Annotated in this window: 8 protein-coding genes, 1 pseudogene and 1 riboswitch; of the genes and pseudogenes, 3 read left to right on the top strand and 6 right to left on the bottom strand. The window is 61.3% G+C overall.

The genetic code is table 11. From position 1 onward, the window contains the following. From Q7S58_RS20145 to Q7S58_RS20135, 3 genes are all read right to left on the bottom strand, one after another. A partial coding sequence (locus Q7S58_RS20145; protein WP_304830316.1) for an epoxide hydrolase N-terminal domain-containing protein occupies positions 1 to 203 on the bottom strand: 203 nt, incomplete at its 3' end. 26 nt (positions 204 to 229) lie between these two features. Then, positions 230 to 1,444, bottom strand: coding sequence for an acyl-CoA dehydrogenase family protein (locus Q7S58_RS20140; protein WP_304830314.1), 1,215 nt, complete (start codon positions 1,442 to 1,444; stop codon positions 230 to 232). 159 nt (positions 1,445 to 1,603) lie between these two features. Further along, entirely contained in the window at positions 1,604 to 2,749 is a 1,146-nt protein-coding gene (locus tag Q7S58_RS20135) for a Fic family protein (protein WP_304830312.1), read from the bottom strand. A 209-nt stretch (positions 2,750 to 2,958) separates the two neighbouring features. Between Q7S58_RS20135 and Q7S58_RS20130 the strand changes: the two genes are divergently transcribed. Then, positions 2,959 to 3,765 (top strand): SDR family NAD(P)-dependent oxidoreductase, encoded by an 807-nt coding sequence (locus tag Q7S58_RS20130; protein ID WP_304830310.1) that lies wholly within the window; start codon positions 2,959 to 2,961, stop codon positions 3,763 to 3,765. 47 nt (positions 3,766 to 3,812) lie between these two features. Here Q7S58_RS20130 and Q7S58_RS20125 read toward each other — a convergent pair whose 3' ends face one another. The 3 genes from Q7S58_RS20125 to Q7S58_RS20115 form a co-directional block, all read right to left on the bottom strand. Beyond that, positions 3,813 to 4,343 carry a GatB/YqeY domain-containing protein gene (locus Q7S58_RS20125; RefSeq protein ID WP_304830308.1) on the bottom strand — a complete coding sequence of 177 codons (531 nt, stop codon included), beginning with the start codon at positions 4,341 to 4,343 and terminating at the stop codon, positions 3,813 to 3,815. 42 nt (positions 4,344 to 4,385) lie between these two features. Next, a complete protein-coding gene (locus Q7S58_RS20120) occupies positions 4,386 to 4,886 on the bottom strand; it encodes a hypothetical protein (protein WP_304830306.1) in 501 nt (166 codons plus the stop codon). Positions 4,887 to 4,962: 76 nt separating this feature from the next. Further along, complete coding sequence (locus Q7S58_RS20115; RefSeq protein WP_304830303.1) at positions 4,963 to 5,913, bottom strand: energy transducer TonB; 951 nt, start codon at positions 5,911 to 5,913, stop codon at positions 4,963 to 4,965. 31 nt (positions 5,914 to 5,944) lie between these two features. Further along, positions 5,945 to 6,078: riboswitch (cobalamin riboswitch) on the bottom strand. Between the two features lie 157 nt (positions 6,079 to 6,235). Here Q7S58_RS20115 and Q7S58_RS20110 point away from each other — a divergent pair. Further along, positions 6,236 to 7,012, top strand: a complete 777-nt coding sequence (locus Q7S58_RS20110) for a TetR/AcrR family transcriptional regulator (RefSeq protein WP_304830301.1) — start codon at positions 6,236 to 6,238, stop codon at positions 7,010 to 7,012. 38 nt (positions 7,013 to 7,050) lie between these two features. Next, positions 7,051 to 7,247, top strand: a pseudogene (locus Q7S58_RS20105) (flavin-dependent oxidoreductase); the annotation flags it as partial.

The raw sequence follows: 7,247 nt of genomic DNA, 5'->3' as shown, positions 1-7,247 counted from the left end.
AGCGCACGCTCCTGCGCGCGCCAGTCGTATTTCGTGCGCCAGTACTCGACCAGTTCGCGCATGTAGCTCAAATTGGCACCGTACTCCCAGCCGGTGTCAGGCACCTCGTCGGGAAAGCGCGTGCGCTCGAGCCGCGCGCGCAAATCGCCGAGCGCTTCGTCGGAGACCGCGATCGTGAAAGGTTCGGCTTTTCCTTGTGCCATCTGTGCCTCCGCCGGTTCGCGAAAATTTAGAGCAGGCCGGCGCCGGTCGCCGCGCGGGTCGAGCCGTCGCGCTTGAATGCCTCGATCACGTGGCGCGCGATCTGCGTCATGTGTACTTCGTCCGCGCCATCGACCAACCGCGCCGATCGCGCATGCCGCAGCATCGATTCGAGCGGCGTGTCGGTCGAGTAGCCGAGCGCGCCGTGCACCTGGATCGCGCGATCGGTGACCTTCCACAGCATGTTCGCCACGTGATGCTTCGCCATCGAGACTTCCTGGCGAAACGGCAGCTTCTTTTCGATCAGATACGCCGCGTGCAGCACCATCAGCTTCGCGGTGTAAAGCTCCATCGTCGATTCCGAGATCATGAACTGGATCGCCTGCTTATCGATCAGCAAGCCGCCTTGCACCCGGCGCTCCATCGCGCGCTTCACCAGCATCTCGAGCGCAACTTCGGTGCTGCCAATCCATCGCATGCAATGCGCAAGGCGCGCCGGGCCAAGCCGGACCTGCCCCAGCGTATGCCCCTGTCCGCGCGGACCGAGCATCGCGTCCGCCGGCACGATGCAATTCTCGAGCGCGATCTCGCAGTGATTGCCCTTGCCGGCCATCGTGTCGATATCGCGCACGATTCTGAAGCCCGGATTCGGCAAATCGACGATGAACGCCGAGTTGCGCGCCTGCGGCGGATCGGCCTCGGGGTCGGTCTTCGCCATCACGATCGCGAACTTCGCTCCGTGCGCGCCCGAGATGAACCACTTGTTCCCGTTGATAACCCAGTTGTCGCCCTGCTTCACCGCCGCGGTTTTGATTTGGGTTGGATCGGAGCCGGCCACTTCTGGCTCCGTCATCGCAAAGCAGGATCTGATTTTGCCTTCGCATAGCGGCCGCAGATATTTTTCTTTCTGCTCAGGCGTCGCGAAATGCAGCAGCGTATGCATGTTGCCTTCGTCCGGCGCCTGGACATTGAGGATGAACGACGCGATCCGATTGCGCCCGCACTCCGCGGAAATCATCGCGATCGCCATCGCGTCGAGGCCTAGACCGCCAAATTCCGGCGGCATGTGCGGCAGCCACAGTCCACGCTGACGCGCGTTGCGCCTGAGCTCGATGATGCCGTCGCGCCAGCTACCGCTTTTTTGCATCGCGGCTTCGGCGGGCTCGATTTCTTCCTTGATGAACGCGCGGACCTTGTCGCGCAGTTCGGTTACGTGCGGCGGCATCGTGAAATCGATCGGCATCGGGGATTTACCTCTGGGACGGGCTTTGGGATTACGTCCAAGTGCTACAGGGAAAGGCAGTTTGTCGTCAACCGGCGTCGCGCGCCGCGCGCTAAACGCGGCGCGCTTGGGCGGCATCATGATCCAGGTGCAGAAAAGGAAGTGAGGTTCAATCAGCTGTCATCGCGGTCTTTCGATGGGCGCCCGAATGTTGGCGACGTCGGGATCGGCTATGTCGTAACTCGTGTTCTTGCTGCCGCCTTCATTGCGGATAAGAAGACCTCGATCGGCGAGCTCCTTGATGTCACGCTGCGCCGTCGCTATCGAGCACTTGGCAATTGCTCTCCATTTCCGCGCCGTCAGCTTGCCCTCGAAACCATCAAGGTATCGATTGAGCACTTTCCTCTGCCGTTCGTTCAGGTCACTAAGCGTGTAGCGCTGCCAGAAATCCGCTTTTCGCAGTACCCCGCGACAAGCCTGTTCGGCCGCGTCCAACGCCCTGGAAAAGCACTCGGTGAACCAGAGCAAACGCGCCGTGATATCCAGATCGCCTTTCTGCGTGCTTTCGAGTGAGCCGTAGTATTCCGCTCGGTCGCGGCGGATCTGGCCCGAGAGGCTGTAGAATCGCTGAGCCAAATTTTCGGAGCGCGCGAGGCTCATGTCAGCCAGCGCGCGAGCTACTCGTCCATTCCCGTTCTCAAATGGGTGTATGGTCACAAACCACAGATGCGCGACGGCAGCTTGAACGATGCCATCACTGGCTGGACGCTCGTTGAACCATGCGAGGAAGGCCTCCATTTCGGTCTCGGTGCGGGCTGCCGGGGGTGCCTCAAAATGAACCCTTTCACGGCCATGGGGCCCCGAAAGCACCTGCATGGGGTCGGAGGACTCGTCTCGCCATGCGCCGACCTTGACCGGTTTAAGACCCGAACGCCCGGTTGGAAAGAGGGCGGCTTGCCATGCGAAAAGCCGTTCGCGCGTCAATGAGGCAGCGAAGTTTTTGGTGGCATCGAGCGTCATCTCAACAATACCTTCGGCGCGGCGATCCTTATCCTCGGGATGCATCGCTGCGTCGGGGACGCCCAGACGGCGCGCGACTGACGAGCGAACGCCAGCGGGATCGAGAATTTCGCCTTCGATTTCCGAACTTTTCAGGGCCTCCTCGGTTATGGCCTGTAGTTCGGCGTCGAGCTGCAGGTCGAAGCCAAGCCGCTCCATTCGACCGAGCAGTCGTCCTTGCTTCAAATGAGCCTTCGCGAGCCCAGGAAGCAGTCGATCAGAGTTCCAACGAAAATGAGGCCATTCAGGCAATTCCCAGATATACATATTCACATCAGGTAATGAGGTGAATATCTATGCATTCGCGTCAGAGGTCAATACGATTCGCATCATGATATGAGGCTAATCTCGCCGGATTCGCCTCATATTGCGAGGGGGTTCCGGAACCGGCATCGCGCGTCGCGCTGGCAAAATCGAATGCTGGTGTGCGATAGCAAAGGTTCTAGCGTCAGCGTTTGGCGACGGAGGGAAAAATCATGGCACAGGGAAAACTTCAGGATCGGGTAGCGATCGTGACGGGCGGCGCGTCGGGAATCGGCAAGGCGACCGCAGAAAATTTCGCGGCTGAAGGCGCCAAGGTGATCATCGGCGATCTTGAAAGCAGCGCGGGCGCGAAAGTCGCCCAGGCTTGCGGCGCTACCTTCGTCCCGACCGATGTGCGCGAAGCCAAACAGGTTGAAGCGCTGGTCAAGCACGCGACGGACAAGTTCGGGCGGCTCGACGTGATGTACAACAACGCCGGAATCGGGATCAGCGCTTCGTTGGTCGATACCACCGAGGAAGAATATCGCGAGACGATTCGCATCGACCTCGACGGCGTGTTCTGGGGACTCAAGTTCGGCGGCAAGGTAATGATCGAACAGCGGCGCGGATCGATTATCAGCACGGCGTCGGTGGCGGGACTGATCGGCAGCCCGGGACTCTCGGCGTACAACGCCGCCAAGCACGGCGTGGTCGGGCTTACGAAGGCGGCGGCGCTCGAGTTCGGTCCGTTCGGCGTGCGCGTCAATTGCGTATGCCCCGGCGTGATCGATACGCCGCTGGTAGCGCGAATTTTCGGTCAGATGGAAGGCGCGCGCAAACTGCTCGACGGGATGCATCCGATCGGCCGGATGGGCCAGCCAATCGAAATCGCCAAGGTAGTGACGTTCCTCGCGTCGGACGACGCGTCGTTCCTGACCGGGCAGGCGATCGCGGTAGACGGCGGGATGATGGCGGGTCAGGGGAGTACCAGCGCGAACAATCCGTTTGCGGATCTGGTCGGCGGCGGCAAGCGCCACTAGATCGAATCGCGAATCCGAAAGCGCGGCTGCCTGCTCGGGCGGCCGCGCTATTTCTTGGCGAGCGCTTCCTTCGCGAGTTCGCTTGCGAGTTTGCCGTCGAGGCTTGCGCCGAACTTATCGCGCAAAGCCTTCATCAGAGCGCCCATCTGGGCGACGCCGGCGGCAATCGCAGACTGAATCTCAGCGCGGACATCGTCGGCCGAAGCGGTCGCGGGCAGATACGATTGCAGGATCTTCGCCTCGGTCTCGTTCTGCTCGATCAGATCCTGGCGACTGGCTTTGCGCGCGAACTCGAGCGATTCCTCGCGCTTGGCGCGCTCACGCTTGATAATTTGCAGAATCTCGGCGTCGTTGGGATCGCGCCGCACGTCTTTTTCGAGGCGCGACATCTCGGACAGCACGCTGCGCAGCGCCATCATGCGGAGTTTGTCGCCGCTTTTCATCGCGGCCTTCAGGTCATCCTGGATTTTCTGCTTCACGATAAATGAATTGTCCGACAACGACGACACTAAAGCGATGCGGCCCGACGATATCTCTTCCGCGCGATTTGAAACCGCGCTGGTATCTGCGGGCCGCATTTGCGCGACGGTTCACATCGCGCGATCCTCGCGATGCTACCGTTATTTCTTCTTGGCCTCTTTGGTGTCGGCTGCGGCCTCTTCCCACTTCGGCGGATCGGCCTGCGCGAGCTTGTTGCCGTCTATCTTGTACTTGAAGACAAGCGTCTTTTCGGTGCCAGTCTTGGTGCAGCTCGAGGCGCCGCCCTTCTTGCCCTTGCACTCGGGCGCGCTGAGCTTGGCCGTGACGGTACTGGACGTCGGCATATAACTGAATTTAGCGTGATCAAGATCGACGTAGTTCTGGCCTGACGATTTTTTCTCGCTCTCTTCGGCGAGTGATTGTTCAGAGTCGCTCGCGACCGCATCTTGCAGCGCCTGCCTTTGCCCCGCGTTCATAGGATTTGCGGGCGGTGGACCCGAGGCCGGACCGCCGGAGGAATCACTCGGACCCGGCATCATGAGTTTCTTCTTTACTTCGATCGCGTTCGCACTCAGCGCACTCCCCAGGATCGCGATCACAATCGCCGCCGCCGCCAGAGTAGTACTTGGTTTTGCAGTCATGTCCTTCCTACCCTCCTCTTGGAAATCGCCTTATACCACGGAGTATCGCGGTTAGCACGATACTCTTGCCGAAGGATTAACGCCCACTGTTTGCCTCTGTCAATGCGAATCGAATCGGCACCAGCACCCAGCTCTCGAACGCGACGCCGTCGCGGTGGGCCGGCTCAAATCGCCATTTTTTTGCAACGGTCTCGACCGCCGAGTCGTCCAGCGCGTCGTATCCCGACGAGTCCGAAATTTCGACGCGCTCGACTCGACCGTCGGCGCCGACCAGGACACGGAGCGTCACCGTGCCCTGTTCCTCATGTCGCCGCGCGATTGCCGGATAAATCGGCGCTGGATTCGTTCCATAGTCGGCATGCGCGAGCGCGGTCCGACCGCCGCCACCGCCGCCCGTGCCGATTCCGCTACCCGACCCTGTTCCGTCACCGATGCCACTAAAGCCTGGCGGATCGGCGCCGCTCCGATTGAGCTTGCCGCGATCAACCGCGTCCGCCTCACCCGAGGCGGACCCGCGACGGGACATGGCCGCATCGATCGGCGGCGCCTTAGGGGCAGGAGTGTGGCTCGCGATTTCATCGACGCGATCATCTCGATGCGGCGATAGTTCCTCGCGTCGGCGCATCGAAACGCGCACTCGATCGCGATGAATCGTCGTGGGCCGCGGCATCGCAACCGGGCCCGTCTCGGCATTGACGGTCGCCGCGCTGCCCGCCGACGATCGCGCGGAGCGGCCGCCGCCCGCACTCCCTTCGCCGATCTCGACCAGGTACGCGAGCACCCAGTCGCCATGCGGTTTGCTGATCCTCGGTGCGAAAAAAACGATCGCACCGATCAGCGCGGCGTGCGCCGCTATCGACGCCGCCAGCGACGCGAGGTGGCGCCGATAGTGCCGGTCGTCAGCGCGATGCGATTTAGTCTGGTCGTCGTGCAAGGTCGCGTGGCCAATACTTCGCGAGGCGACGGAAGCGGCCAGGAGCGACCAGAGCCAGCGCGCGCCGAGCGGCGCGATTCGCGGTCGTGACACTCCTGAAGCCTCCCTCACCCGCGAAGGTCGTTGCGGCTTCGTCGATTCGCGCGGTCTCCTGGCTAAGCGAGATCATCTCGCCTTACAGTTGCGGGGCAGCGCCGGACTTCGACCGGCTTCCCCGCGCGAATCTCCAAGCACACTACGCGCACTATCCGCCGAGTCAACCGCTGGAATAAAATCGCGAGACGGCGCAAAGGGGTGGCGGTAGAATCCATGATTTTCGGGTTTGACAGTTGGACGGAACCGAGCTATGAGCTTCAGTTCAGAATATGAAGCATCATTCAGTACGGACTGCGGGCCGTGTGCGGGAGACGCTGCAATGAGCGTTCAGGAACGGCATCGCCGCGAGCGTCATGCACGTGGGCAGGCGATCCTCGACGCCGCGGCGTTGGTGTTCGCGCGCCACGGCCTCGAAGGCGCGACGATCGAGATGGTCGCGCGGGAAGCCGAAGTGGCCGTCGGCACGATCTATCTGTACTTCGCTTCGCGCGATGACTTGTACCTGAGCCTGATCGCGGAGCGGATGGATCGGCTGCGCGCCAGCTACGTCGAGATCTTCGCGCGCGGGCTCGACCCGCTCGACGAGCTCAAGACCACCGCCTCGGCGTATCTCGACTACCAGCGCGAATCGCGCGAACTGTTCATTTCGCAGCATTCGGTGGTGTACACGCAGCTTCAGAAGCGCCTGAAGCGCGCCGCCGAGTTGCGCAATTTCGAGCGCGTGATGGATCTGGGCCACGAAGTTTTCGGACTATGGGAGAGCACGGTTCGGCGCGCATTTGAAAGCGGAGTGATCGCGAACTCGATGGGTCCCAAGAAAACCGCCGCGGTCATCTGGGCGAGCATGAACGGCGCATTCATGCTGATGGGTGACGACAACTTTTTCCGCGATGTCACCGGGCTGAATCCCGAGCACTTTCTCGATGAGGCGCTCGAACTTCACCTGGCGGCATCGCAACTCGGCGCGCGCCGCAATGGCAATTCCCACGCCCGCGCGCCAATCAGAAAAAAGGCAGCGAGCGCGGTTCGCACTTCCCGCGCAAGGAATAGCAAAATCCAGGATTCGCAGGAGGTCAGCGTCCCCACCCCGGCGTAAGAACGACGGGAGTGCCACGACCGCAAAGGAGAAAGGTTATGAAATTCACGTGGTTCCATCTGATGCCCTACCGGTTTCTGCCCGACGACTTCAAGGAAAAATATCACAGCGTGTGGGTCGATATCCCGCGCGACCTGTACGATCCAAAAGTCGGACATCGCCACTACAACGACTACCTGGATCAGCTCGAGTATGCGGACCAGATGGGCTACGACGGCCTTGGGGTCAATGAGCA

Source organism: Candidatus Binatus sp. (assembly GCF_030646925.1).
GTDB lineage: Bacteria > Desulfobacterota > Binatia > Binatales > Binataceae > Binatus.
Note: the sequence above shows the minus strand (reverse complement) of the source record. Positions and strands in the feature narration are given on the sequence as shown.

Bases quoted from the DNA above. Each gene is read 5' to 3' on its own strand.
- Q7S58_RS20110 (WP_304830301.1), top strand. From the start codon at position 6,236: ATGAGCGTTCAGGAACGGCATCGCCGCGAGCGTCATGCACGTGGGCAG.
- Q7S58_RS20140 (WP_304830314.1), bottom strand. From the start codon at position 1,444: ATGCCGATCGATTTCACGATGCCGCCGCACGTAACCGAACTGCGCGAC.
- Q7S58_RS20120 (WP_304830306.1), bottom strand. From the start codon at position 4,886: ATGACTGCAAAACCAAGTACTACTCTGGCGGCGGCGGCGATTGTGATC.
- Q7S58_RS20125 (WP_304830308.1), bottom strand. From the start codon at position 4,343: ATGCGGCCCGCAGATACCAGCGCGGTTTCAAATCGCGCGGAAGAGATA.
- Q7S58_RS20135 (WP_304830312.1), bottom strand. From the start codon at position 2,749: ATGTATATCTGGGAATTGCCTGAATGGCCTCATTTTCGTTGGAACTCT.
- Q7S58_RS20130 (WP_304830310.1), top strand. From the start codon at position 2,959: ATGGCACAGGGAAAACTTCAGGATCGGGTAGCGATCGTGACGGGCGGC.